At 73.1% G+C, this 23,530-nt stretch carries 17 protein-coding genes and 1 pseudogene; 11 read left to right on the top strand and 7 right to left on the bottom strand.

Going from position 1 to position 23,530, the window contains the following annotated elements; all coding sequences use genetic code 11:
• The first annotated feature begins 139 nt into the window (after positions 1–139).
• Genes ACIOC1_RS01400 through ACIOC1_RS01390 form a run of 3 tightly spaced genes read left to right on the top strand, consistent with a single transcriptional unit; the run spans position 140 to position 1,864 of the window.
• Positions 140–424, top strand: a complete 285-nt coding sequence (locus ACIOC1_RS01400) for a hypothetical protein (protein ID WP_401851043.1) — start codon at positions 140–142, stop codon at positions 422–424.
• A gap of 47 nt (positions 425–471) precedes the next feature.
• Positions 472–1,446: a hypothetical protein gene (locus ACIOC1_RS01395; protein WP_401851040.1), complete on the top strand. Its 975-nt coding sequence runs from the start codon at positions 472–474 to the stop codon at positions 1,444–1,446.
• A gap of 37 nt (positions 1,447–1,483) precedes the next feature.
• Positions 1,484–1,864 carry a roadblock/LC7 domain-containing protein gene (locus ACIOC1_RS01390; RefSeq protein WP_355336469.1) on the top strand — a complete coding sequence of 127 codons (381 nt, stop codon included), beginning with the start codon at positions 1,484–1,486 and terminating at the stop codon, positions 1,862–1,864.
• A gap of 348 nt (positions 1,865–2,212) precedes the next feature.
• Here the strand turns inward: ACIOC1_RS01390 and ACIOC1_RS01385 are convergent, their stop codons facing one another.
• A complete protein-coding gene (locus ACIOC1_RS01385) occupies positions 2,213–3,679 on the bottom strand; it encodes a macro domain-containing protein (protein WP_401851037.1) in 1,467 nt (488 codons plus the stop codon).
• 322 nt (positions 3,680–4,001) lie between these two features.
• Between ACIOC1_RS01385 and ACIOC1_RS01380 the strand changes: the two genes are divergently transcribed.
• Complete coding sequence (locus ACIOC1_RS01380; protein ID WP_401851034.1) at positions 4,002–4,832, top strand: macro domain-containing protein; 831 nt, start codon at positions 4,002–4,004, stop codon at positions 4,830–4,832.
• A 110-nt stretch (positions 4,833–4,942) separates the two neighbouring features.
• On the opposite strand, the gene ACIOC1_RS01375 is transcribed toward ACIOC1_RS01380, so the two are convergent.
• From ACIOC1_RS01375 to ACIOC1_RS01365, 3 genes are read right to left on the bottom strand one after another with little or no spacing between them, the layout of a single operon-like run.
• Positions 4,943–5,644, bottom strand: coding sequence for a nucleotide-binding protein (locus tag ACIOC1_RS01375; protein ID WP_355336466.1), 702 nt, complete (start codon positions 5,642–5,644; stop codon positions 4,943–4,945).
• A gap of 5 nt (positions 5,645–5,649) precedes the next feature.
• Positions 5,650–7,269 (bottom strand): hypothetical protein, encoded by a 1,620-nt coding sequence (locus ACIOC1_RS01370; protein ID WP_401851031.1) that lies wholly within the window; start codon positions 7,267–7,269, stop codon positions 5,650–5,652.
• Between the two features lie 6 nt (positions 7,270–7,275).
• On the bottom strand, positions 7,276–7,701 hold the full coding sequence (locus ACIOC1_RS01365; RefSeq protein WP_401851028.1) for a hypothetical protein: 426 nt from the start codon (positions 7,699–7,701) through the stop codon (positions 7,276–7,278).
• 90 nt (positions 7,702–7,791) lie between these two features.
• Here ACIOC1_RS01365 and ACIOC1_RS01360 point away from each other — a divergent pair.
• Positions 7,792–8,160 (top strand): annotated as a pseudogene (locus tag ACIOC1_RS01360) (isocitrate lyase/phosphoenolpyruvate mutase family protein); the annotation flags it as partial.
• On the opposite strand, the gene ACIOC1_RS01355 reads toward ACIOC1_RS01360, so the two are convergent.
• Positions 8,119–9,261, bottom strand: a complete 1,143-nt coding sequence (locus ACIOC1_RS01355; RefSeq protein WP_401851026.1) for a LysR family transcriptional regulator — start codon at positions 9,259–9,261, stop codon at positions 8,119–8,121. The pseudogene ACIOC1_RS01360 and the gene ACIOC1_RS01355 overlap by 42 nt on opposite strands.
• A gap of 117 nt (positions 9,262–9,378) precedes the next feature.
• On the opposite strand from ACIOC1_RS01355, the gene ACIOC1_RS01350 reads away from it, so the two are divergent.
• On the top strand, positions 9,379–10,506 hold the full coding sequence (locus tag ACIOC1_RS01350) for a M20 family metallopeptidase (RefSeq protein WP_401851023.1): 1,128 nt from the start codon (positions 9,379–9,381) through the stop codon (positions 10,504–10,506).
• 83 nt (positions 10,507–10,589) lie between these two features.
• Here the strand turns inward: ACIOC1_RS01350 and ACIOC1_RS01345 are convergent, their stop codons facing one another.
• Positions 10,590–11,171, bottom strand: a complete 582-nt coding sequence (locus ACIOC1_RS01345) for a tetratricopeptide repeat protein (RefSeq protein ID WP_401305165.1) — start codon at positions 11,169–11,171, stop codon at positions 10,590–10,592.
• 102 nt (positions 11,172–11,273) lie between these two features.
• Here ACIOC1_RS01345 and ACIOC1_RS01340 point away from each other — a divergent pair, with 102 nt between their 5' ends.
• The 5 genes from ACIOC1_RS01340 to ACIOC1_RS01320 all read left to right on the top strand — a co-directional run bounded on the left by ACIOC1_RS01340 (position 11,274) and on the right by ACIOC1_RS01320 (position 22,526).
• Positions 11,274–11,927 (top strand): hypothetical protein, encoded by a 654-nt coding sequence (locus ACIOC1_RS01340; protein WP_401851020.1) that lies wholly within the window; start codon positions 11,274–11,276, stop codon positions 11,925–11,927.
• Positions 11,924–15,961, top strand: a complete 4,038-nt coding sequence (locus ACIOC1_RS01335; RefSeq protein ID WP_401851017.1) for a hypothetical protein — start codon at positions 11,924–11,926, stop codon at positions 15,959–15,961. Before ACIOC1_RS01340 ends, ACIOC1_RS01335 begins: the two co-directional genes overlap by 4 nt.
• A gap of 143 nt (positions 15,962–16,104) precedes the next feature.
• Complete coding sequence (locus ACIOC1_RS01330; protein WP_401851951.1) at positions 16,105–16,674, top strand: DinB family protein; 570 nt, start codon at positions 16,105–16,107, stop codon at positions 16,672–16,674.
• A gap of 147 nt (positions 16,675–16,821) precedes the next feature.
• Positions 16,822–19,389 (top strand): aminopeptidase N, encoded by a 2,568-nt coding sequence (pepN, locus tag ACIOC1_RS01325; RefSeq protein ID WP_401851015.1) that lies wholly within the window; start codon positions 16,822–16,824, stop codon positions 19,387–19,389.
• Positions 19,390–19,823: 434 nt separating this feature from the next.
• Complete coding sequence (locus ACIOC1_RS01320; RefSeq protein WP_401851013.1) at positions 19,824–22,526, top strand: PA14 domain-containing protein; 2,703 nt, start codon at positions 19,824–19,826, stop codon at positions 22,524–22,526.
• Positions 22,527–22,616: 90 nt separating this feature from the next.
• Here the strand turns inward: ACIOC1_RS01320 and ACIOC1_RS01315 are convergent, their stop codons facing one another.
• Complete coding sequence (locus ACIOC1_RS01315) at positions 22,617–23,219, bottom strand: nitroreductase family protein (RefSeq protein ID WP_355336458.1); 603 nt, start codon at positions 23,217–23,219, stop codon at positions 22,617–22,619.
• Between the last annotated feature and the right edge of the window lie 311 nt (positions 23,220–23,530).

Below are 23,530 nucleotides of genomic sequence, written 5' to 3'. Positions count from 1 at the left end.
CCAGGTGTTCGAAAGTGAAGGGGTGCCTGTGGACGCGCTGGAGTCGGTACTCGGCGAAGTCCTTTCCGCTGCCGGGACGTCAGGGACTGCTGGGACCTCGGGTGCGTCCGGGACGTCCGGTGCGGCCCTGGTCGACGCGGTGACCGGTCTCACATACGCCGAGAGCGGGGACTGCGCGGTGGCCGGAAACGGACCTGAGGTCTGCCGTCTGCTGAGCCTCATCGAGGACGGGCTGCACGAGGCGGGAGCGGAGGGCGAGTTGGAGAGCGTGGTGGTGACCGGGCGGCGGACGTACCACGTCGTGCGGGTCGTGGCCCGGCAGGGCGACCCGGTGCTGATCTCCACGGTGCTCGACCGCGCCGACACCAATCTGGCGCTGGCCGCCCGGCACATCGCCACGGCCGCCGAGGGCCTGTTCGCATGACGGCTGACAGCGGGACCGAGCCCGACGACGTGTCCGAGCCTGAGTCCGTGTCCGTGTCCGTGTCCGAGCCCGAGCCCTCGCCCGATCCCTTGCCCGACTCCGACTCCGACCTCGACCCCGAGCTGCGCGTGCCCCGGAACGTCCCCGCTCTCCTCGCCCAGCTCCGCCAGGAGCGCTTCACCGGAGCCGTCACCGTCGAAGGCGGCCCCGGTGGCACCCTCTTCCTCCGCGAAGGACTGGTCGGCGCCGTCGAGACACCCGCCGCCCCCTCCGCCCGCTCGCTGCTGTTGAAGTCCGGGCGGATCGACGAGCGGGAGTGGGAGGCCGCGCTGGCCGCGCTCCCCGAAAACGGCGAACTGGGAGCGGTGTTGACCGCGCGCGGATCGGTTACGGCGGCGGAGCTGTTCGTCGTCTGCACCGCCGCGCTCTTCGACGGCGCCTTCGCGATGGCCCTGCAACCGGTGACCGGCTGGCGCTCCGACCCGGAACGCGGCCCAGGACACGGTCCAGGACGCGGCCCCGAACTGGCCGCCTGGCCCGGCCAGGAGCCCGCGCGCCTGACCGAGGAGACGGCGCTGCGGCTGCGGACGCTGCGCGAAATGGTGTCGTCCGTAGGGGAGTTCGCGCGCGGCGCGGTCCGCGCGGAGGCCAGGTCCGACGCGGACCGTATCGGCGAGCGCGGCCGTACGCTGCTGCTCGCCGCCAACGGCCGCCGCACACCGCGTGATCTCGCGTTCGCGCTGGGGCGCGGGGTGTACCCGGTGATGCTCGACCTGGCCAGGATCGCGACCCGCAGGGCCGCCGCGCGCGACGACGACCCGCTCGCGCCGCGCCCGCTGCTGACCGCGCGGGCCGCCGACCGGCAGTCACCGCCGCCGCCGGGCGCCGACGACAGGCCGCTTCCGCGCCGCCAGCCCGGCGGCCAACTGCCGGCCACACGACCGCCGTCGGAGCGCAAGCCGCCCGGTCACCCCCATCACTCGTCACCGAACCACCCGTCACAGAACAACCTGTTGCCGTGAGCGGGACAGCGACCGGCCTGCCCGAGGAGAGTGCACCATGACCAGTGCCGCCCCTTACGAAGCGCTCGTCGCTTCGCTCAAGTCCCTGCGTGAACGCGTGATGGGCGTCAACGAAACGGTGATCTCCACCTCGGACGGGCTGCTCGTGGCCGCCGACACCGCGACCGTGCAGCCCGAGTCGGTGGCGGCGCTCGCCGCCGCGAGCCTCGGCGTCGGCCGCCGCACGGCGGCGGAAGTCGGTCTCGGCGGGCTGCGCGACGTCGTCGTCCGCTGCAACGGCGGCTACATCGTCGTCCTGTCCGTCGGCGAGCACGCCCTGTTGGTGATCCTCGCCGACGAGGGACTCGACCTGCCGGGCCTCCACCGCGAGTCCCCGGCGACGGTCGACCACCTCGTCTCCCTCCTCAGCGCCGCCTGACGCCTTCGGCCCGGCCGACATCCAGGCCCGACACCGCCCGACACGGTCCGACACCGCCCGACACGGTCCGGACACCGGCCCCGACACCGACACGGACGCGGCCCCGACATCGCCCCGCATCGGAAGCGGGGCGGAAGCGCCCGGCGGGTACCCGCGGAAGCGCCCGCCGCGGTCGACTGAGGTGTGCGCGGCCGGCCGGGCCGACGCCTCGGGCGGGACGGGGACGGGCAGATGGGCGGGTGCAGCCGGTCGTACGGTACGGGCTCGGGGACGCGTACGGTCGCGGCTACGGCTACGGCTACGGCTACGGCTACGGCCACGGTCGCGGCGACGCCCACGCACCCGCCGTCACTCGGCCAGGTCCGCCCCCGCGAAGGGCTCCGGGACCTTCTCCGCGCGCCCCGCAACAGCCCCCTCCGTGACCCTCTCCACCACCGGCCGCCCACCCGGCTCCGCCACCGCCTCCCCGTACCGCTCCTCGAACCGCCGCTCCACCGGCGACAGATCCGTCCTGCCCAGGTCCTCGGGCCTGATGACGATCCGCAACTCCGGTGTCAGCGCCGCGTATCGACGGCACGCGCCGATGAACGAGTCGACGATCAGGGCCGCGAGCTGACCGCGGTCGAGGTCGGTGACGCGCGCGAGTCCGGAGCCGATGAGCGGGACGGCCAGCGGCTTGAACATGCCGTGCACGGCCACCGAGGCCCAGAGGCTGTCCAGGCTGGCCCGCAGGTCGTCATGGCCGGAGTGCGCGACGAGGTCGTTGCCGATCCGCGAATACGCCGTCGCGAAGACCCGCCGTCCGTCCACCGGTACGGCGACGGTCGTGCCCACCGGGTAGCGCACGCGCCGGCCGCGCGGTTTGGCGCGGCTGCTCTCCGTCCCGACGGCGGGCACCGCGCGCAGCCCGGCCCGCAGCTTCTCGTCCAGCAGGCGGCGTTGGCCGGCGAAGAGCCGGTCCACGAGCTGGCCCTGGACGCTGCCGCGGCTGATGACGACGTCCTCGTCGGTCGCGGTGTCGAAGGTGTCGGTGAAGCCGACCACCAGATTGGCGTCCGTCTGGTCGAACAGGTCGCCCTGCACGAGCACGACGTCCACTTGTCGGCCGGGCAACGGCACCGCGTGGCGCAGCAGTTCGGCGCCGTGTCGCGCGCGCAGGGCGGTCCGCAGGGCTTCGAGCGTGCGGGCCGCGTCCGGGTCGCCGGGATGCTCGCGGGCGATCAACTCGGCCACCGGCAGGGCGAGATCGGGGCGGCCGAGTTCGGTGCGGGAGCGGACCAGGCCGCGTCGGGCGGAGTCCTGGAGCGCGGTGAGCCGCCGGACGAAGTCGACGGCGAACGCCTCCCCGTTGACCTCGGCAAGCGGCCGTCCGCGCACCATGCCCAGCGCCTCGGCCAGCCGGTGGGCCGCGGTCGCGGGCGGCGCGAGCAGCGCCTCGCCGACGACCGCCGTGAACCGCGCGCTGTCCAACTCCTCCGCGCGCGGCACCAGTCGGTACGCGGTCTCCGCCCCGCCCACGGTGACCTGCTGCTCGGTCCGCAGCAGCCGGGCGGCCGTGCCGTCCTGACCCGGGTCGAGGGCGCGCCGCAACTCCAGGACACGCTTTTGCACCTCGTTGCGATTGCGCTGTGCCTGATGCCGCGGCTCGTCGGCCAGCCCCCAGACGTCGCGGCGCAGTTGACGTACCGGAACGGCCTCGCCCTCGGCGGCCACCAGCCGGACCAGCAGCCGGGTCGTGAGCGGTGTCAGCCGTACCGGAAGACCGTCGACTTCGAGCAGTACGGGCCCCAGCACATTTATCCGAACGTGCGTCATTGCTTTCCCCACCCGTTTCCGCCTCCCTCGACGCAAACCCCCGGAGGCGAATGCCAGATTATCAAGCTGCCTTGGAAAAACCATGAGTTCCGCTGATCCCACAGGCCCGGTTCCGGCCCTCCCGCCGACAGGGGTGCGGCGCAGGATGCGCGTGCGCGCGCGGTTACGCGTGCGGTTACGGCGCGGATCGCCTACCGGGCCGCGTTCCCCGTCGCTTCCCCCGTCGCGTTCTCCGTCGCGTTCTCCGTCGCGTTCCGTGTTACGGACTCGGCTCCGCGCTCGCTTACGGTTGCGTGTGGCGCGGCGCGCCCGGCAGATCTTCGTGCGCAATGCCATTGCGGCATTCGGCGGAATATCCGCGGTCCTCCAGTTCGTGGGGCAGCTCTTTCCCCAGAGCTTTCCCGATCCGGCCCCGGTGACCGCGGCATCGGTGGCGGCCTGCGTGCTGTGGGGCATCGGCAGGGCCCGGCCGGTCACGCGCGTGCGGCAGGAGTTCCGGCGCCCCGACATGACGGTGGTGGTCGAGGAGGGCGACCTGTTCGAGCAGGCCGCGCACCTCGTGATCGGCTTCACCGACACCTTCGACACCGCCCCCGAGGGCGGCCTGGTCATCAACGAGGCCAGCGTCCAGGGGCAGTTGCTCTCCCGCCGCTACGACGACGACCTCCCGCGCCTGGACGCCGAGTTGGACGCGGCCCTCGGCGCGGTGACGCCCGTCGCGCGCGAGGACCGGGCGCGCAAGCCGCTGGGCAAGCTGGACCGCTACCCGATCGGCACGGTGGCGGTCCTCGGCACCCGCCCGCGGCTGACGTTCGCGGCGGCGTACAGCCGTATCGGCAACGACTACGTGGCCGCGTCCAGCGTGGAGGACCTCTGGTTCAGCCTCAACCGGCTCTGGGACACGGTGAGTCGGTACGCGCGCCCGGAGGCGGTGGCGATGCCGCTGGTCGGTTCGGGGCTGTCCCGTCTCGACTACCTCGACCAGGACAGCCTGTTGCGGCTGATCCTGATGTCGTTCATCGCCAGGTCCCGCGAGGGCGCGGTCTGCCGTGAGCTGCGGGTGGTGGTCCGGTCCGCGGACCTGGAGCGCGTCAACATGCCGGAAGTGGCCGCTTTCCTGCGGACGTTGGCGTCGGGCGTCGACCGCGCGTAAGGCGGACGCCGGATGGCGCGTGCGGACCGTACGAGAAGGGGCGGCCGGTCTCCGGCCGCCCCCTGCTTCGTCCTGCGAGGTGATGCGGTGCGTGTCCGGCGGGCCGCGTGTCAGGCGAGCCGCCGATAGGCCGACAGATTCTCGAAGTACGACGTGTCGCGCCAGTCGGAGCGGCTGTCGTCCACCGGGCACTCGGCCACCTTCAGCCGGGCGACGACCTTCTCCAGCGACGACTGCGAGCCGTCGAAGCGGATGACGTTGAGGCCCTCGATGTCGGTGGCGTGCCGCAGCCGGCCCACCTCGACGATGACCGTGCGCGCGCGGTACGCCATCAGCACCATACCCAGCTCGATCAGCACGTTCTGCCGGGGCTGCCCGGTGTACTGCACCTCGTCCACCCGCTCGTAGTCACCGAGGAGTTCGGGGTGCAGCTTGGCGGTGTCGTCCGGGGTGAGCAGCACGAGCGCGGCCTGCGCGAGCGACGGCGCGTTCGCGATCACCTCACCGATGTAGGGCGAGGTCTTGCCGGTCGCCCGCACCAACTCCTCCCACTCCAACGGGCGCAGGTCGAGCCGCCGCAGCAGGCCGAACATCGCGAGCCGCGCCTGTTCGTCCCGGCCGTGCACGACGAAGACGTTGCGGCTGCGGAGGCCGTCGTACGGCGTCGGCGCCGGGGAGTCCGGCCGCGCGGTCCCGGTGGCGGCCGGCTCCTGCGCGGCGGCCAGAACAGGACGGTATTCGTACCCGAAGTGCTCATTTCCGGAACCGGAAACGGTCATGCGCTTGTCCTGGTGATCCATTTCGTCGCCCATGCCGCTCAATCCCCTTGGCCGTTCGCGGTTCCGCCGTTGCCCGGCGCGTACTCGTAGCCGAAATTCCTGTTGTTGTCGCCGGAGACGTGCATGCTCTTGTCCTCGTAGTTGAGGATGTTGTTCTGCGCCCTGTCGTGGTCGGTGAGATCCACATTGTGGTCGTTCAGGAACGTCCGGATGATTTCCAGCAGACGGCGCTCGACGATCTGCGTGTACTTCACGGCGTCGGACTTCTGGAAGAAGGCGTGGTAGTAGTCGTTCGTCGCCAACTCGCGCACGCTGGTCAGCGCGCCGCAGTTGACCGACTTGGTCACGTAACGCCCCAGGCGGAATTCGCTGCTGTCGACCGAGGTCACGCTCGTGCCGATCCGGATGGAACTGGGGCCGCGGCGGCCGGGCCGGACCAGGGAGCGCAGCGGCGACGGCAGGAAGCGCTCGGGCAGCAGCCGCAGCGGCGAGAGCAGCAGGCTGAACCCCCAGCGCGGCGTCGCCTTGACCATGTCCCAGGCCACCCGCGCCGCCAGCCGCCCGTCGAAGGCGTCCGGCAGCCGGTCGACCAGGTGGAAGTCCTCCACGAGCGGCCCGAGGACGTACGGGTAGAACTCGGTGTGGAGCGTGTTCCCCTTGAGGTCGAAGCCGACGAAGATCGAGGTCACCAACTCCTCGTTCCACGAGCCGATCCGCACGCACAGGTACTCGCGCGCCGAGTCGTAGTCCTCGCGCCAGTGCAGGTCCGGCAGATCGCCGATGCCGGGCAGCCGGGACCAACCCTCGCCGCTGGTGCGGTCGTTGGTCCGGATCGCCGTCGTGAAGCGGCGCCGCTCGACGGCCAGGCCGTCGATGCGCTCGCCCGGCTTCGCGCCGTCGCGCAGTTCGGCGGCCATCCGCTCGCCGACGTATGCGGTGATCTTGTCCACGGTGAACGGCAGGAGCGGCTTGCGCTCGTCGGTGTCGAGACCCGGCGCCGTCCCCTCGACGTCCCGCTTCCCCTCGTGGTCCCTCGACTTCAGGCGCAGCTTCCGCGCACCGATGAGGAGTTGGGCGTTCGCCCAGTCGCGCAGCGGTTCGCCCGCGCCGACGAACGGCCGGAAGCCGCCGTAGAAGACCAGGCTGTCGCTGGCGGACTGCTCCCGGTCGATCTTGCGGATCAGGGTCTCGGTCAGGCGCGCGTTCGCCGGGTACGCCCCGTCGAAACCGCCGTCGGTGCCGGTCTCCTTCAGCCGCGTCATCAGGATGTTCAGGGTCACGATCCGGCGCAGGTACGCCAGCGCCCACAGCGCCCAGAACACCAGCAGGACGGCGATGACGGGATTGACCGCACCGCTCGCGGTCAGGATCAGCGCGGCGACGACCGAACCGGCGCCCAACCACCGTTGCAGACGCCGCAGTCGGCGGGCGGCGAGGGCGTGCGCGAGGACGGACACGTTGTCGTAGCCGTAGGACGGCGCGACCACGCGGAAGCGGTTGCGCAGCAACTCCCTGATGACGGTGCCGCGGTAGACGGGGTCGAGGTACGTGCCCGCCGACAGCAGACGGGTCGCCTTCGTACGGGCGTACGCGCGGGACACCGGCGGCGCCTGCGGGGGCTCGGCGGTGTGCGGGAGCACGGTCCGGGTGACGGTCATGGCGGCTCAGCGCTCCGCTCTCAACAGGTCGTCGGCGGCGGGGCGGTGTGCGGGCGCGCCGTGGGCGGAGCTGACGCCGGTGCGCGCACCGGAGGTAAGGCCGCTCGTCGGGTGCAGCGCCGAGCCGGCGACGAGGGCGATCAGCGCGATCAGCAGCAGGGGCGCGGCGGCGACGACCAGCCCCCACCCGCGCGCGGGCCCGGCGCTCGGTATCAGGCCCACGTGCCGGTACGGCGTCGGACCGGGCGCGGACACGTACGTGGGGAACTGCGCCGGTACGGAGACCGGTTCGGAGGCCCGTACGGGTACGGGTGCGGACGGCGGTGTGGCCGGCGGTGTGGACGGCGGCGCCGATGGCGGCACCGGCAGGTCGGCGGATCTGGGATACGGGTACGGATTCGGGTCGGGGGACGGCAGGCCGGGGTCGCTCATGGACCACTCCAACGGTCGGTGCGGTGTGCGCCCGATCCCGCTCGGCACGCTGGCGTACGCGCCTGCGCGGAAGGGCTGTTGACACCTCAGATGCGACCAGTGCCGCCGCTTCCCCGGCCAGAACCGGACCGCTTCCGATCCGCTTCCGCCGCCCGTTCCGGCTGGACGCCGCCTGTTCCGGCTGGACGTCAGCCGTTCCGCCCGGACGCGGCCCGTTCCGGTGTGCGTGGCAGCGTGTCCGGATGTAGCCGGAGCCGTCGGCGTCAACCTGGAGGACTCCCTCGCGCCGGGCGGCGTACGCCGAAGCCCGGCGCCGACAGGATCTTCGTCCCCGGCCTCGTCGACCTGCCCGCCGTGGTGGCCCTCGTCCGCGACAGCCCGCTGCCCGTCTACGTCATGGCCGGTCCCGGCTCGCCGTCAGGGGCCGACTTCTCCGCCGTCGGCGTCCGTCGGATCAGTGTCGGCACCGCCCTGGCCCAGGCCGCCTACGGTGCCGCCCGGCGGGCCGCCGCTGAACTGCTCGGCGAAGGACCGTACTTCGGGATGGCACACGGCCTGGACTTCGGCGCGCTCAACGCCGTCGTCAACAGGGCTGCCGGGAGCGGGCGTTCGTACTCGGCCCGGTCCGCCCGTCCGGGTCGCGGGGCGGGCCGCCGCCCGGAGGAGGTCCGCAAGGAGCCGGGCCGAGGGGAGGGGGGACGGGGGAAGCGCGGTGTGGACGGTGCGGCGCGGGAACGGGGGCGCCAGGGGGCGGAGGGCGAGGTCGGGCGGGACGGCCCACAGGGCGAGGGAGGGCACGAGGGCGACGCCGAGCCCGGCGGCGACGTAGCCGAATTTCCCGCTCCACTCCGCGACGCGGATCAGCTTGCGCGGCGCGAAGCCCGCCTGCGCGCAGGCGTCGAGCAGGAGGGCCGGGTGCCCTCCGGCGGGCGCGTCCTGAATCCAGGACTCGTCGCGCAGGTCGCCGAGGTGGACCGCATCCGCGCTCGCGGCCAGCCGGTGGTCGCGCGGCAGACCCACGTACAGCTCGTCCGCCAGCAGCGCGTCCGTCGTGACGCCCTCGGCCGACGGCAGGCCCGACGGGTAGTCGCTGGCCACGGCGATGTCGAGCGCGCCGTCCGCGAGGCGCTGGACCAGCGCGTCGCTGCGGCCCTCGACCGCGACGACCTCGACGTCGGGACGCGCGCGGGTGAAGGCACGCAGCGCGGCCGGTACGAGGGCGATGTTCGCGGTGGCGAAGGCGCCGACGCGCAGGGTGCCGCCCCGGCCCGCGTGGATGGCGGCCAACTCGGCTTCCGCGCGGACCAGTCGGTCCAGCACCTCGGTGGCGTGCCGGTGCAGGGCCGCACCTGCGGGCGTCAGCCGTACGCCTCGCGGCAGACGGACGAACAGCGGTCCGCCCGCCTGCCGTTCGAGCGCGGCGATGCGGCGGGAGACGGCGGACTGCGTGTAGGCGAGCCGCTGTGCGGCGGCGGTGAAGGAGCCGGTGTCCGCGACGGCGAGCAGCAGTCGCAGCGCGTCCGTACCGAAGGTGTCGCGCACGCCATTCCCTCTCTGCATGGGTCACATGAAATGTAGTCGCTGGTGGAATGGGGTGGGGGTTCCTACCGTCGAAGGGACCGAACGGGGCCTGGTCCGACCGGACCTGAGCCCGTTCCCTCTGACGCGGGAGTCGCCATGGCGCAGCCGAAGTCCGAACCCCCGTTCTCCTTGCGGGAGATGCTGTCCGACCTTGAGGAGCTGGTCGTCTGCGAGTCCTTCTCCGCCGACCACGTCGCACTCGCGCGCAGCGCCGACGTGGTCGGCGCGCTGGGCGCCCGCCTGCTCGGCGCCGCGCCGGAGACGATCGTGAGCGACGGCGTACCGCACCTGCGGTGGGCCTTCGGCACTCCGCGCGTCCTGCTCGTCGGGCACCACGACACCGTCTGGCCGGCCGGCACGCTCGCCACCCACCCCTGGTCGGTGACGGACGGGATCGCGCGCGGCCCCGGCGTCCTGGACATGAAGGCCGGGCTGGTGCAGATGTTCCACGCGCTCGCCTCGCTGCCGTCCCTCGACGGCGTCTGCGTGCTGGTCAACGGTGACGAGGAGGTCGGCTCCCCGACCTCCCGCGCGCTGATCGAGGAGACCGCGCGGGGGTGCGCGGCGGCCTTCGTCCTCGAGGCGTCGGCGGACGGGACCGGCGCGCTCAAGACGGCGCGCAAGGGGACGTCACGCTACGAGGTGGTGGTGCACGGCCGCGCCGCGCACGCGGGACTGGAGCCGGAGAAGGGGGTCAACGCGGCGGTCGAGGCCGCCCACCAGGTGCTGGCGCTGGCCGAATTGGCGGCGCGGGATACGGAGTTGGGCACGTCGACCGTCACCCCCACCCTGCTGTCGGCGGGCAGCACCCGCAACACCGTTCCGGCCCAGGCCGTCGTCTCCGTCGACGTCCGCGCGCCGACGCGTGCCGCGCAGGACCGTATCGACGTCCTCATGCGCGGCCTCACCGCCCGCACCCCCGGCGCCCGGCTCTCCCTTCGCGGCGGCCCCCGCCGCCCCCCGATGGAACCCGCCTCCTCCGCCGACCTCTTCGCCCTCGCCGCCGCCCTCACCGCCGCCTCGGGTCGCCCCCCACTGCGCGGCCTCCCCGTCGGCGGCGCCTCAGACGGCAACTACACGGCCGCCGTCGGCTGCCCCACGCTCGACGGTCTGGGCGCCGTCGGCACCGGCGCCCACGCCCCCACCGAACACGTCCTCACCTCCGAACTCATCCCCCGCACCCGCCTCCTCGCCGCCCTCGTCACCCGCACCCTCCACCCCTGACCCCGGCGCCGCCGTCCCGCGCGGCCTCCACGGCCGGCACACCGCCCACCGCCCGGCTGCTCTCGGTTCGTGCGGGGAGGCTGCTACCAACTGCCCGCGTTGCGTTGGGCGATCGCCAGATTGCGGGCGATGTCCTCGCGGAGCGGATGGCTCGGGGGGAGGCGTTGGGCGGAGGCGTGGGCTCGGCGGAGGAGGGTGAGGCCGTCGGAGCGGGCACCGGCGGTGAAGAGCGTGGCGCCGAGGGTGTTGGCGGTGGTCAGGGTGTCCTCGTGGGCGTCGCCGAGGCGGCGGACGCGGCGCTGGAGGGTGTCGTCGAGGACGGATACGGCGTCGGAGGTGCGGCCCTGGACGGCCAGGGCCGCACCGTAGTTGTGGGCGTAACCGAGCGTGGCGGGGTCGTCGGACCCGAGGACGCGGGCGGCGCGGGCCATGGCCTCGCCGTGCAGGGCGGCGGAGGCGCCGAGCTTGCCCTGCTGGTAGAGGACGGAGCCCAGCAGATTGCGGAGGCCGATCGACTCGCGGTGGTCGCCGCCGAAGGCGTCGTCGCAGTCGGACATGAGGCTGCGGAGCAGCGCTTCGGCCTCTTCGAGGGCGCCCTCGTCGAACAGGGCGCGGGCCGTACGGACCTGCCGGTGCAGCCGCCTGCGGGTCGAGCCGTTCCCCATGGCTGCCCCCTCCCTCGCCGCGCGGGCGTGACCAACAAGGCTAACCGCCGGGCGGTTCGGTGGCACGATGGAAGCACCTGGCCACGCCGCGGAAGGAAGCCGATGATCGAATCCCTGGCGACGCTTGCCGCAGCCGCGTCCACGACGCTGGTCGCCGCGATGGCCACGGACGCCTGGCAGACGGCGCGTACGGGAATCCTGCGGGTGCTGCGTCGAGGTGGCGAGCACGAACCGGCCGCGCTGGCTGCGCAGTTGGACAGCGAGGCCGCGCTGGTGGTGGCGGCGGACGACGCGGGGGCGGCCAGGGAGAGCTTGCAGCCGGGCTGGCGGCTGCGCCTGGAGCAGTTCCTGCGGGACAACCCCGAGGCGGCCGAGGCCATCCGGGAGTTGACGGTACGGCTGGAGGCCGAGCTGCCGGGTTCCGAGCAGCAGTGGGTGCGGTACCACCAGAACGTCGAGGCCCACGACAACGCCCGCGCCTTCGGCGTCCAGAACGGCAACGTGATCATCCACGAGGCCCCGGCGGCGGGCCCCGTCACCCCGAGCGCCGGAGGCGTGGCCCCGAGCACCGTGACCCCGAGCCCCGTAACGCCGAGCACCGGCCCCGTGACTCCGAGCGCCGGAGGCGTGGCCCCGAGACCCGTCACCCCGAACACCGACCCCGTCACCCCGACGCCCCACGCCGACGCGCCCGACGCCCCATCGCCCGACGGCCAGGCACCCGGTGCCCGCCGCGACGGCGGACCCATGACGTGACCAGCCAGAATGTCACCGCGGTCGGCGGCTTCGCCTACGGCGCCATCGGCGCGGACATCCACGTCTTCGGCGACGGCACCCCCCTCTACCTCCTCAGGCAGTGGTCCCCGGCCCCGGAGCCCGCGGCGGAGTGGCTGGCCCAGCAGCCCAGCCGGATGCTCAACGCCCGTTACGCCGTGGCCCCCTTCACCGGCCGCGACGCCGAACTGGCCTCCCTGCACGCCTGGTGCGCGGACGGCCCGCGGCGCGCGGCCCGCTGGCTGCACGCGCCCGGCGGCCAGGGCAAGACCCGCCTCGCCCAGCAGCTCGCGGGGCAACTCGCCGAGCAGGGCTGGAAAGTGGTCACCGCGGTCGAGGGGCCGGGCACCGTACTGCCGCCGCAGGGCAGCCAGGATCTGCGGCTGGACGACGCGGCGGGACTGCTGCTCTTGGTCGACTACGCCGACCGCTGGGCGCTGACCAGCCTGACGTGGCTGTTCAGCAACGCGCTGCTGCACCGGCCGGACGTGCCGACCCGCGTCCTGCTCCTGGCGCGGAGCACCGACCCCTGGCCCGCGCTGCGCGCCGCCCTGAGCAATGAGCAAGTCAACGTCTCCACGCAGGCGTTGGGCCCGCTGGACATGGAGGAGGGCTTCCGGCGACGGGCCGGTGACCCGCGCCGCGACGACCGCGGCCCGATGTTCCGCGCGGCGCGCGACGGCTTCGCCGCCCGCTACGGCATCCCCCCGCCGGACCGCCAACCCGACTTACGGCCGGCCGACTTCGGCCTCACCCTCGCCGTCCACATGGCCGCGCTCGTGGCGGTGGACGCCGAGGCCACCGGCCGCCGCGCCCCGGAGGACCTGGCCGGACTGACCGTCTACCTCCTCGACCGGGAGCAGTTGGGCTGGGCGCTGCTGCACGGGACACCGGGCCGCGTCACCGTCCCGCCCGCGGTGATGAACCAGGTGGTCTTCGCCGCCTCGCTGGGCGGCGCGCAGCCCACCGCCCGCGGCACGCTCCTGGTGGACGAGTTACGCCTCGGCCACCCGCCGCCGACCGTCCTCGCCGATCACGCGGTGTGCTACCCGCCGCCCGAGGAAGCGGCCGACACCGTACTCGAACCGCTCTATCCCGACCGCCTGGCAGAGGACTTCGTCGCCCTCACGCTGCCGGGCCACCCGGCCGACTACCCCGCGCAGCCCTGGGCCCCGGAAACGGCGGCGACCGTACTGCGCCGCTGCGGCGGTCCCGCCCGGCCGGTCACGGCGCTCGCCACGGCCGCGGGCCGCTGGCCGCACGTCGGACGCACGTGCCTCTACCCGCTGTTGGCCGCCGAGCCCGCGCTGGGCGTCGCGGCCGGGGGCGCCGCGCTCACCGCCCTGGCCGGTCTGCCGGACATCGGGCCCGACCTCCTCGAAGACGTCGCCGCCGAGCTGCCGGAACCGGTGCCCGCGGACCTGACGGTGGGTCGGGCGGCGCTGCTGGTACGGCTGTTCGAGCACCGGCTGGCGGCGGCCGACGACGTGGACGCGCGAGCCAGGCTGCACGTCAACCACGGCAACAACCTGGACGACCTGGGCCGTACGGAGGAGGCGCTGCGGGCCACGCGGCGCGGCGCGGACCTCTTCGCCGAGCTGGCCGCGACCGACCCCCGGCGGTACGAGGAGCACGTCGGCCGCGCCCTGACCAATGTCGCCAACCACCTCGTCTCGCTGGGCCGGTTGGAGGAGTCGCTGAGCACCCAGCAGCGGGTCGTGGACCTCTTCGAGCGGCTGGTCGCCGAGGACCGGCCCGACGACGCGTCCGCTCCGGTGACGGACTACGTGTCCGCGTACACCCCCCACCTGGCCACCGCGCTGGCCAATCTCAGTACGCGGCTGGAGGCGGCCGGTCGCTGGGAGGACGCGTACCGCGCCAACGAGCGGGCCACGCACACGTATCGGACCGTCGCCGCGCGCGATCCGTCGTACCGCAGAGGGCTGGCCATCGCCCTGGTCAACGGCGCGACGCTGACCTTCCGTCCCCCGGCGGGCGCCGACGCGCTGCGCGAAGGGGTCGCCCTGAGCCGGGAGTTGGTGGCCGGGGGCGAGCAGGTCGAGGACACGCCGCTCGGCAGGTCGCTGTCCCTGCTGGGACGGCAACTGACCGCCGAGGGACGGCACGACGAGGCCGTCGAGGTGGCGGAGGAGGTGGCCGCGATCAACCGCCGCCTCGCCCGAGCCAACTCCCGGCACTACGAGGAGGCTTGTGTCACCTCGCTGAGGCTGCTGCACTCCGCCCTCCTCGACGCGCGCCGCCCCCGCGAGGCCATGGAGGTGGGCGAGGAGGCGATCGCGATCCTGCGGCGGCTCGTCGAAAAGGCGCCCGCCACGTACGAGATGGAGCTGGTGGGCGCGTTGCACGCGCAGAACGACGCGCGGCGGTCGGCGGGCCTGGCGCAGGACCCGGAGGCCGACGCCCGCTCCCGGCGCGTCGAGCTGAGGGATACGTACACGGTCCCGGCCGCCACCGTCACCGTCCACGGCTGGCAGCCGGAGTTCCTGCCCCGGCCGTCCCCGCCAGCCGCCGCATTCGGCGCGGAGGCGGCGCGGCTCGCGGACGCGCGGGACTGGCCCGCGTACTGGGAACGGATCTGCGCCGCGCCCCTGGCCGAGGCGGTACGGCTCGCGCGCCGCGTTCCCCGGCGCGGCTGGCTGCCCGCGTCCCGCTCGGACCAGGAACTGCTGGCCTGGCTGCGCGAGACCTCGCCCCGCAAGGCCGAGGCGCTGATCGCCGAGGCCGCGAAGGCCGCCACCCGCCCGCTGCCCGACGACCTGACCTTTTTCTCGCCCTCGTTCTCCGCCTTCTCCCACGGCGGCGACGTCCTGGCCCTGGTCCCGATCGACTACGTGCCGGAGCGGGGGGACGCGGAGGCGACCGAGCGGATCGAGACCCTCGACCTCGGCTCGGGACCGAAGCACCTCGGCTCGGGACCGGAGCACCTCGCCTCAGGGCCGGAGCACCTCGGCTCGGGACCGAAGCACCTCGGCTCGGGACGGAAGCACCTCGGCTCGGGACCGGAGTCCGGCCCGGAGGCGGGACTCGACCCCGCCCGGCGGACCGTCCTGTACGAAGGCCCCGCCTGCCACAGCACCCTGGCCTGCCTGAGCGCCACCGAGGTGATCGCGGTCCGGCGGCGGGCCGGACGCGACGCGGGCACGGAGCTCGTCCGCCACGGCCCGGACGGCACGACGGTCCTCGCGCAGGGCGCCCAACTCCTGGGAACGCGGCTGGCTTCCACCGCCCGCGGCTGCGTGGCCACCCTCGCGCTCCATCCCGCGGCGCTCACGCTCGGCCCCAACGGACGGCTCGAACAGGTCAACCTGGAGGCGTGGGGCCTCGGTTACGACAACCGGACGGCGGTGACGCCCCGCGGCGACCGCCTCGTCCTGTCCGACGGCGGCCGGATCATCGCCACCGACGCCACGCTCAGCTCGGTGTTGGCCGTGGGCGCCGTGCCCCGGTACCACGCGCCGGTGTCGGAGCTGGTCTTCGCCGACGACGACCTGCTCATGACGGCGGGCCACCAAGGCGGCCTGATGCTCTGGCAGTTGGACGGCACCGAGCTGACGCCGGTCGCCCACCGCGACACCGTACGGCTGTCCGGACTCTTCGCCGTGCCGCAGTGGGGCGTGGCCGGCGGCCAGGCGGGCTCCGAGGACCGCGTGCACTTCTTCGACCCGGCCGACGGTCTCGCACCGGTCGCCGCCCCGGCCGCCTTCGTCGGCGACCCCGGCCACCTCAAGGCCGTGATCACCTCACCCGGCGGGCGCCACGTCGTCTACTACGGCCAGCTCGATGTCACGGCCCCGGCGCGCCGCCGCTCCTTCGACTGGATCAGCAGGGTCCACGACCTCCAGCACCCCGGCGCGCTCCTCCAGCGCCCCCTCGCCGCCCTCGACACCCCGCAGCTCGACGTCCTCGCCCGCGCGACCGCCGCCGACCCCCGCCACCGCGACCTCCTCCGCCTCGCCCACACCCTCGGCGCCCGGCCCCGCCCCGGCATGATCTAGCGCCGAATGGGCTCTGACCAGCGCGAACACCGAACGGACGGAGACGCGTCATCGCGGACAGAAGCTGACCGCAACGGCTCCTAGGGTGGTGATCAACGGGGGACCGAGCAGCACTGCGAAGGGCGTGGATCATGAGCGAGACCATGACGGTGGACGCGGCGGAGAGCACGGCGGCGAAGGCTGCGGAGGAGGCCGCCGGGGCCGTCACCGATGAGCGGGCGGACCTGCTGGCGATGCTCGCCCAGCACCGGTACTTCCTGCGCGTCACCACGCGGGGCCTCACGGACGAGCAGGCGCGGCAGCGGACGACCGTCAGCGAGCTGTGTCTGGGCGGCCTGATCAAGCACCTGACCGGAGGCGAACGGGCCTGGACGGACTTCATCGTGGCGGGCCCGTCGGCGATCGGGGACGCGACGGCCATGACCGAGGCCGACTGGCAGCGGCGGACCGACGAATTCCGTCTGCTGCCCGGCGAGACACTGGCCGGGGTGCTGGAGGAGTACGAGGAGCAGGCCCGCATGACCGACGAACTGGTCGCGGCACTGCCCGACTTGGACGCCTCCCAACCGCTCCCGAAGGCGCCCTGGTTCGAGCCGGGCGCTCTCTGGTCGGCGCGGCGGGTGTTGCTGCACCTCATCGCCGAGACCGCCCAGCACGCCGGTCACGCGGACATCATCCGCGAGTCGTTGGACGGCGCCAAGACCATGGGCTGAGTGGCGTACGCGGTACGGGGACACGGGGGTACGGGGGTTCGGGCCATGGGGGGTCTGCCTCGGGGCCGCCCCGGCTTCGCGCTCGGCGCAACCGCACCGCCCCCAAATCTGTTGTCCGCCGTGCGGACCTGGGACAGCATGCCGTAGATGGGATCCCTCCTCCGTACCGAAGCCGCAGCCCGCGCCGCCCTGCTCGACGTACGGTCGTACGCCGTGGCCCTGGACGTCACGCGCGGCGACCGTCTCTTCCGCAGTACGACCACGATCCGGTTCGGCTGCGCGGAGCCGGGCGCGTCGACCTTCGTGGAGATCCAGCCGGAGACGCTGCTGCGCGCCGAGTTGAACGGCAGGCCGCTCGACCTCGCGCGACACGTCGACAACCGGCTGGAGTTGGCGGACCTGGCGGCGGACAACGAGCTGCTGGTCGAGGCCGACATGGCGTACTCGCGTACGGCGGAAGGGCTGCACCGCTTCACCGACCCGGCGGACGGTGCCGTCTACGTGTACTCGGCGTGCGCGCCCGACCTGGCCTCGAAGCTCTTCGCCTGCTTCGACCAGCCGGACCTGAAGGCGCCGTTCACCTTCACCGTGACCGCGCCCGAGGGCTGGACGGTGGTCGGCAACGGCGCGTCGTCCCAACTCAAGGACGGCCGCTGGGAGATCGCGCCGGTCGGCCCGATCTCCTGCTACCTGGTCGCCGTGGCCGCCGGGCCGCTGTACGCGGTCCGCGCCGAACACGACGGCATCCCGCTCGGCTTGTACGCGCGCCGCTCGCTCGCCGCCGAACTCGACCGCGAGGCACCGGACTTGTTCGCGGTGACCCGGGCGAGCTTCGACCGGCTGCACGGGCTCTTCGAGGAGCGCTACCCCTTCGGCGGCTACGACCAGGTGTTCATGCCCGAGCTCAACTGGGCCGCGATGGAGAATCCGGCCTGTGTCCTCTTCCAGGACGAGATGCTGTTCCGGTCCGCGCCGACCGACACGCAGCGCGCGCTGCGGGCCGTCGTGGTGTGCCACGAGATGTCCCACATGTGGTTCGGCAACCTCGTCACCCTGGCCTGGTGGGAGGACGTATGGCTCAACGAGTCCTTCGCCGAGGTGCTCGGCTACCGCATCGCCGCGGAGTCCACCCGCTACGACAGCGCCTGGACGCTCTTCTCCCGCCGCAAGAGCTGGGGTTACGACGCCGACGAGCGCCCCACCACCCACCCGGTCGCCGCCACCGGAGCGGAGTCCGCGGCCGAGGCGCTGTCCGCGTTCGACGGCATCTCGTACGCCAAGGGCGCCTCCGCACTGCACCAACTCGTGCACTGGATGGGCGACGAGGCGTTCTTCGCCGGGCTCAACAGGTACTTCGCCGCGCACCGTTGGGGCAACGCGAACCTCCGGGACTTCCTCGCCGCGCTCGCCCTCCCCGCCGGCCCGGCGGGCGCACAGGGACCGGACGTGTCCGGCTGGGCCGACGCCTGGCTGCGGACGACCGGCGTGGACACGCTGCGCATCGAGGTCGAGGTCGAGGTCGAGGCCGACGTCGAGCCTGAGGCCGAGGCCGACGTGGATACGGTGCCCGGCGCGGCGCCCGGCGTCCTGACCTTCGCCGTCCTCGTCAACGACGGCACCCGCCCGCACCGCGTACGCGTCGGCGTGTACGACCGGGACGGCGCGGCGGTCGTCCCGCGCCGACAGTTGGACGTCGAGGTCGCGCCGGGCGGCCGTACGCCGCTGTCCGAACTGGCAGGCGCCCCGCGCCCGGCCCTGCTGCTGCCCAACGACGGCGACTTCACCTGGGCGCGGCTGCGCCTGGACGCGCACTCCGCGGCCACCGTCGCCGCCTCGCTGTCGGCCGTCACGGACGAACTGGCCCGCGCGGTCCTGTGGGAACACCTCCGCGACCTGACGCGCGGCGCCGAGACATCGGCCGCCGCGTATCTGGACCTGGTCGCCGCGCACCTGCCGGGCGAGACCTCGGACTGCGTCGTCGAGGCGGTGCTGGCCTTCGCCGCCGACCACGTCATCGGCCGCTATCTCGCCCCCGCCGACCGGCCCGCCGCGCTCGCCCGGCTCGGCGACACCGCCCGTGCCGTCCTGGCCCGCCCGGCCGCGGCCACGGGCAGGGGTCTGCGGCTGGCCGCCCTGCGCACCGCCGTCGCCACCGCGTCCGGTGACGCGCAACTCGTGCAGCTTGAGGGCTGGTTGGCGGGTGATGACGTGCCGGACGGCATCGCCTTCGACGCCGATCTGCGCTGGTCGGCGCTGGCCCGGCTGGCGGCGGCCGGGGCGGCCGACGAGGAGCGGATCGCGGCCGAGCTGGCGGCCGACCCCGGCAACGTCAGCGAGGTGGGCGCGGCCCGGGCCCGCGCCGCGCTCCCGGACGACGCCGCCAAGGAACGCGCCTGGCACCTGCTCTTCGCCCCGGGCGAGCTGACCATTCATCAGCTCGTCGCGACCGCCGAGGGCTTCTGGCGCTCGGGCGCGCCGGAGGTCCAACGAGCCTACGTACGGGCGTACTTCGAGCGGCTTCCGGCGGCCGGTGAGCGCGGCGGCGCGGTGGTCCAGGCGCTGAGCCGGGCGCTGTTCCCGGTCGGTGCGGCCGACGCCGACACCGTACGCGCGGCCGAGGAATGCCTCGCCCGTACCGATCTGGTCCCGTCCATGCGCCGCCAGCTCGCCGACGGCCTGGACGACCTCCGCCGCGCCCTCGCGCACCGGGTCTGAGCGCGGTTATGCCGAGCGCGGCCCGCCCCTGACCTGAGGGCGGCGTTCCGCTTCCCCCTTTAACGGCGCCTTTTTCTCATTTTTTCTAACGATGCAAAGAGCCGCGAGGTGCGCGGAGACGGCCTCCGGCGGGGATGGTGCCGGGCCGGAGGACTCCGGTGCGGCCTTCGTATGCCCGCGCGCCTTCGCAGTCCGCACCCCCCGTGCCTCCCCTGTGCCCCATGTGGTGAGCCGTGCCTGGTGTGATCGGGCCGCTCGATTTTTCACAAACTTTGCGCGGAGGGTGGACGGCGCTGAAGCCTGCTGGTTTCATGCTCCCGGTCCAGGTTTCTAACGTTGGAAAGTCGGCAGGGCCCCCAAGGCGCTGTCGTGGAGCCGCACGTCCTCACCCGCTTCCTGGACGCCGAGTTCTCTTACGGAGAGGTGTATCCGCAGTGAGATCAGGCATATCCCGCACAACGAACAGCCGCCGAGCGGCGGGCACGACCGGGTGGTCCCGGCTGTCCCGGACGGCCCGGCTGACCGCACTGGTGCCGCTGATACTGGGCGCGGCGCTGCTGACCCCGGCCGCGGCGGGCGCGGCCCCGGCCGCCGCACCGGCCTCGTCCACCGCCGGGGCGTCCGCCGCTCCGGCCGACACCGCTCAAGGTCTGCGCGGCGACTACTACCTGAGTACCGACGCCACCTCGCTCGACTTCGCGCAGTACAGCAGCACCGCGGTCGAGCCGTCCTTGAACGTGCCCGACCTGATCCCCACGCTGCGCGGCTACGCGGGCTCGACCGAGAACGTCGCCGTGCACTGGACGGGCCAGCTCGACGTCCCGGCCGACGGCACGTACACCTTCTACATCAAGGGTGACAACGGCTTCCGGATGTCGCTCGACGGGTCGAGCGTGATCGACCACTGGACGACCGACTGGGACGTCCAGACGACATCCGAGCCGGTCACCTTGACCGCCGGCGCCCATCAGTTGGCGTTCGACTACAACCAGGGCAATGGCGGCGCGTACATCAAGACGGAGTGGTCGGGTCCCGGCATCGCCCGCCAGGCGATCCCGGACGCGGCGCTGCATCTGCCGGTCGGCTACACGCCGTCCGACGTGAACGCCGTGGTCGCCCCCTCGGGGAAGACCGCCACGGTGCAGTTGGCGGGCCCGGTCACCGCGGTGCCGTCCGACATCACCAAGCACCTCGCGGTGATCGCGGGCGCGGGCCGGTGGACGCCGGGCGTCTCCGTGAACCCGGCGAACAGCTCCGAACTCCTGCTCACAGCGGGGGAGTCGGACACGCCGGTCTCCCTGCACTCCGATGTGCGGATCAGCTACGACGGCCTCGGCGGCCTGACGACGTCCGCCGGTCCCGTACCGCTCTTCTCGGGTCTGGCGACCAACAACTCCACCTGGTACTTCGCCAGCAAGTACGCCAAGGACGTCGACCCGTCCCACGTGCTCCCGGACTACCCCCGGCCGCAGTTGACGCGGGACAAGTGGCAGAACCTCAACGGGACGTGGCAGTTCCAGGGCACCTCGGAGAGCGCGCCGCTGCCCACGTCGAAACTGAGCGGCAAGATCCTGGTGCCGTACCCGATGGAGGCGCCGCTGTCCGGCGTCGCCGAGCACCACGACTGGTCGCTGTACCAGCGCACCTTCTCCGTACCCGCCAACTGGCGGATCGGCTCGGGCCAGCGCCTGCACCTGAACTTCGGCGCGGTCGACTACGAGACGTGGGTGTACGTCAACGGCCGCCAGGTCGCCCACCATGTGGGCGGATACGAGGCGTTCACCGCCGACGTCACCGACGCGCTCACCCGCGGCGGGCCGCAGACCGTCCTGCTGAAGGTGAAGGACACCACCGACGACGGCACGCCCGTCGGCAAGCAGTCGCGCAGCCCCAGCGGCATCTGGTACACCCCGACCTCCGGAATCTGGCAGACGGTGTGGCTGGAGCCGGTGGCCGCCGCGAGCATCGACTCCCTCGTCCTGACGCCGAACGTGAAGGACGGCACGCTGTCCGTCACGGTGCGTCCCGCGGCCGGTACGTCGTCCTCCTCGCTGGTGGCCGCCGTCGCGTACGCGGGCCACAAGCCCGTCGGCGCGGCCGTCGGCCGCGCGGGCGCCGAACTGCGGCTGCGCATACCGCACCCGGAGCTGTGGAGCCCCGACCACCCGTACCTGTACAACCTCCAGGTCACGCTCACCAACGGCCGCTCGATCGACACCGTCGGCTCCTACTTCGGCATGCGGTCGATCTCGGTCGGCAAGGTCGGCGGCGTGAACAAGATCGAGCTCAACGGGAAACCGACGTTCGTCCTGGCCACCCTCGACCAGGGGTTCTGGCCCGACGGCATCTACACCGCGCCGACCGACGCGGCCCTCAAGTCCGACCTCGAACTGCACAAGCAGCTCGGCTTCAACGCGGTGCGCAAGCACATCAAGGTCGAACCCGCCCGCTGGTACTACTGGGCGGACAAGCTCGGCCTGATGGTCTGGCAGGACATGCCGAGCCGCAACACCGGCCCGGACTCCACCCCGGCCAGCGACGCGGCCTTCACCAGCCAGGTCCACGAGATCGTCGACCAGCACATCAGCAGCCCGTCCATCGTCATCTGGACCATGACGAACGAGGGTTGGGGCGAGAAGACCAAGGAAGCCACCGGCGCCCTCGCCGACTCGGTCAAGCAACAGGACCCGAGCCGCCTGGTCGACCCCGCCTCCGGCGTCAACTGCTGCGCCTCCAAGGGTGATTCGGGCCGAGGTGACCTGATCGACTACCACCTCTACCACGGTCCCGCCTCCCCGGCCCCCGACGCCACCCGCGCCGCCGTCGACGGCGAGCACGGCGGCTACTCCCTCACCGTCCCCGGCCACATCCTCGGTGTCTCCGGCGGCCAGAACTACGGTGACGTCCCCACCATCGAGGAGCTCACCAAGGCGTACGTCGCCAACACCGCTCTTCTCGTCCCCGACGCCTCCACCGACCTCTCCGGCTCGGTGTACACCCAGATCAGCGACGTCGAGGGCGAGTTGAACGGCCTCATCACCTACGACCGCGAAGTCCTCAAGGTCCAACCGGGCCCGGTCCGCGACATCAACCGCAGGCTCATCGCCGCCGGCGCCGCGGCAGGCACCACCGGCTGACCCCCCTCCCTCCCCGAGCCCTCGCGGGCGGCCCGCACCCCGGGTCGCCCGCGAGGGCTCTTTCACAGGCGGCGGGCCGCTTCCGCGACCTCAGGCGTGGCGGCCCCACTGGCCGCGGTGGACGACCTCTCGGGGGTCGCGGCGGCGGTCGCGGGTGCGGGGGCTCTGCGGGGGAAGGTCGTCGGCGCGGTAGCCGATGGTGATGCCGCCGAGCGGCGCGTACGCGTCGGGGACGCCGAACTCGTCCCGGAACGGCTGGAGATGCTCGGGCATGATGCCGAAGAAGCAGGCGCCCAGGCCCTCGTCCACGGCGCTCAGCAGCATGAGCAGCGAGGCCATCCCCGTGTCGATGTACCAGTACGGCGCGGGCCAGCGCGCCTCGGCGCGGTCCTCCCAGCCCTTGTCCGGCTCCGCGTACCGTTCGAGGTACGTCGCCTTGTGAGCGAGGGGCACCACGACCAGGGGCGCGTCCTGCATGGTCGGCGTGTTCTCGACCCGCGTGGGCACGAAGGGCCAGAACCGCGCGCGGTCGGCCGCGTCGGTCAGCGCGAGGAACGCCCACCCCTGCGAGAAACCGGCCGAAGGCGCCCGCAGCGCCGACGCCAGAATTCGCTCGGTCACTTCGGGGGCCAACGGCTTGTCGGAGTAGTGCCGGATCATGCGTCGACGGCGGACGACCTCGGAGAATTCCATACCCCCAGATGCTGCCACGCCGCCCCCGCCCCGCGGCACCCGCGGCACCCGCGGCACCCGTCCGCCCCCGGCCGTGGTCACCGGGAGGAGCTGGCCCGCCATTCCAGCGCCTCGGGCTCCTCGGTGAACTCCACCAGGTGCTGTCCCGCGTAGCGTTGGAGGGCGTCCCGCACCTCGGCGGGAGTGACCGGAAAAGTCCCGGCATTTGTGACCTTGTCGTAATTGGTGGGGATGAGCCCGCCCCGAAGCCCGGGCGCGCGCCTCGGCCGAGGGCGGAACCTCGCGGTCACGTCCGGGGCTTGGGGTGGGAT

Source organism: Streptomyces sp. NPDC088197, assembly GCF_044741185.1.
GTDB lineage: Bacteria > Actinomycetota > Actinomycetes > Streptomycetales > Streptomycetaceae > Actinacidiphila.
This window is presented reverse-complemented; position numbering and strand designations above follow the sequence as displayed.